Here is a 2,798-nt window from a genome sequence, read left to right as displayed (position 1 = left end):
ACTATATCATGAAGGAAACCCTAGCACTTAAGATAGAAGTGAAGGATGGACTTGAATGTGAGCTTCAAAACCTTAACGGACATGATACTTGTATAGAGCTTAAGAAAGTGTAGCAGGATATATATTAAAGAATAATAGAATGTTGTTGATAAAGCCCGGACTTTTCGTCTGGGCTTTTTTGTTGTAATGAAATGACAATTCAACTATGTAAACAAAGCTTTACATATATATGTCCTTTTTGTTACAAGTTTGAAATGTTTGAGAGTTGGTTATATAATTAAATCAAAATGTAAAGTAATCATAACAACTTTGTGCTCTATATGGGTATGGAAGGATATTTTGAGGTGAAAATATGTTAATTAAAGATATTATGTTAAAAAATCCCATAAAGATATATGAGGATGAGCCTGTGCCGGAAACGTTGGAACGTATAAAAAAATACAGCCTTTCAAATTTTCCAGTATTAAAAAGGAATGAAATCCCAGTTGGAATACTAATGAGTAATGCAGTCAATCTTAGGAAGGAAAATTTTGAAAATATGACTGTAGGTAATATAATGAAACCCATTGGAGAATCAGCGCTAGTCAAGGAATTTCAGGAAGCTTATTCTATATTCAACAGGTCAGGTGAGATGTTCTTTGTAGTTGACGATATGGGAAGATTTAAAAGCATATTGAGAAAAAGACATGTAATGAAGATGTATTTCGAGAGACTTGAATATACAAGTGAAAACTTCAAAAGTGTACTGGAGTGCATAGATGTTGCCGTATTTGCTATAAACAAGCAGAGTAGGATACTCTTTATGAACGACAATGCAATAAATATTCTTAATCTGGAGAATGTAGATGCTGTAGGAATGAAGATAGAAGACCTAATACCCAATTCAAAGGTTCCCGAGATACTTGGGATGGGGGAATGTGAAAAAGGAAGGACTTTCGACTACGGCAACAAGAAGCTTATGGTTAACAGATGTCCTGTAGAAAGCAATCACGGTGTAATCGGTGCCATATGCTCCTTTAAGGATGTGACGAAATACAACGAAATTGCAGATAAACTAGTTACAGAAAGAAACGAGAAGGAAATTCTAGAGACTGTATTTGAGATAGCCTATGACGGCCTCCTCGTTGTTGATGCAGAGGGGTATATCACTATGATATCCAATGCATACAAACATTTTCTAGGGTTAGAGAAGGAAAATGTAATAGGTATGCATGTTACTGAGATAATTGAGAATACAAGGATTCACAAAGTTGCTGAAACAGGCATTGCGGAGATTGCAGACCTGCAGAAAATCAAAGGAAACTATATGATTGCATCGAGGATTCCCGTGTTCAAGAATGGAAAGGTAACCAGTGTTGTAGGCAAGGTAATGTTTAGAAATCTGGGAGAGTTAGATGAACTATATAAAAAGATAGGAAAAATCGAGCAGCAGCTTGAAAATTATAAGGATGAACTTACGCAGATAAATAAAGCCAAATATACCTTCAATAGCATTATAGGAAAGAGCAGGGCGATAAAGGAGCCTGTGAATATTGCAAAGAAAGCTGCATATACAAACTCCAATGTGCTTATATTGGGGGATAGCGGTACGGGAAAGGAACTCTTTGCCCATTCTATACACAATTCCAGTGCGAGAAGAAGTAAGCCTTTTATTAAGGTCAACTGCGCGGCTATACCTGACGAACTCCTTGAATCGGAACTTTTCGGATATGAGCAAGGCGCCTTCACGGGAGCCAAGAAAGGCGGAAAGATAGGGAAATTCGAGGTGGCAGATCAGGGAACCATCTTCCTTGATGAGATAGGAGATATGCCAATGCATATGCAGGCAAAGATTCTCCGAGTCATTCAGGAAAGGGAGGTTGAGAAGGTAGGATCAAATAAGCCTATAAACATTGATGTGAGAATCATAGCGGCGACAAACAGAAATATAGAACAGATGATAGAGGAAAAGAAATTTAGGCTTGACCTATATTATAGGCTAAATGTAGTTACTCTCAACATACCACCCCTATGTGAAAGACCTGAAGATATTACGGAGCTTTGTCAGAATTTTATTGAGAAGTACAGGATAAGATATTTCAAGAGGGTTGATGGAATAAATGAAAATGCAATAAACAAGCTTATGAAATATAATTGGCCAGGTAATATACGGGAGCTTGAGAACATAATAGAGAGGGCTATAAACATTATGGACGAAGGAACCATAATAAAGCCCAAACATCTTCCGGTGGATATTTCAGGAAGATATGATGTGGAAGATGTCAAGAACCTTAGGGAAACTATGGATGAATATGAGCGAAAAACAATAATCAAGAGCCTTGAGGCTGTGAACTTTAACAAGTCTAGAACATCCAAACTACTCGGTATCAGCAGGACGGCTTTGTATGAAAAACTTGAGAAGCATGGGCTGAAAATTGTAAACAAAACCTTACAAGAAGACAGGGAAATAGAGTTAGTGTAAACTATAGCTAACACGGGGTGTAAGGAAAACTTAACAAAAATCAAGAAATTATTGTTAACGGTTTAACAATAATTGTGTTGGCGTAATATAGATAAATTATTTATAATCAGGCTATAGCAATGCATAGCCTGATTTTTTTATTTTATTTTTATAAATTCATATAAGTTGGCATGATATATGCATTGTATTAATGTGAAAATATTAACGTATAGTGAGGTGCAATTATGAAAGGTAAAACTATTGATGAAATAAAGGTTGGAGATGCTGCCTTTTTTCAAAAAACTGTAACAGAAACCGATGTTTATCTTTATGCGGGAATTACTGGTGACATTAATCC

Annotated in this window: 1 protein-coding gene and 1 pseudogene; both read left to right on the top strand. The window is 36.0% G+C overall.

The features are described from left to right. Positions 1 to 352: 352 nt before the first annotated feature. Positions 353 to 2,461, top strand: a complete 2,109-nt coding sequence (locus AC3AX0_RS10940) for a sigma 54-interacting transcriptional regulator (protein ID WP_487550322.1) — start codon at positions 353 to 355, stop codon at positions 2,459 to 2,461. A gap of 224 nt (positions 2,462 to 2,685) precedes the next feature. Beyond that, positions 2,686 to 2,798 (top strand): annotated as a pseudogene (locus AC3AX0_RS10935) (MaoC family dehydratase); the annotation flags it as partial.

It is taken from the genome of Dethiosulfatibacter sp., from assembly GCF_983023055.1.
This window is presented reverse-complemented; position numbering and strand designations above follow the sequence as displayed.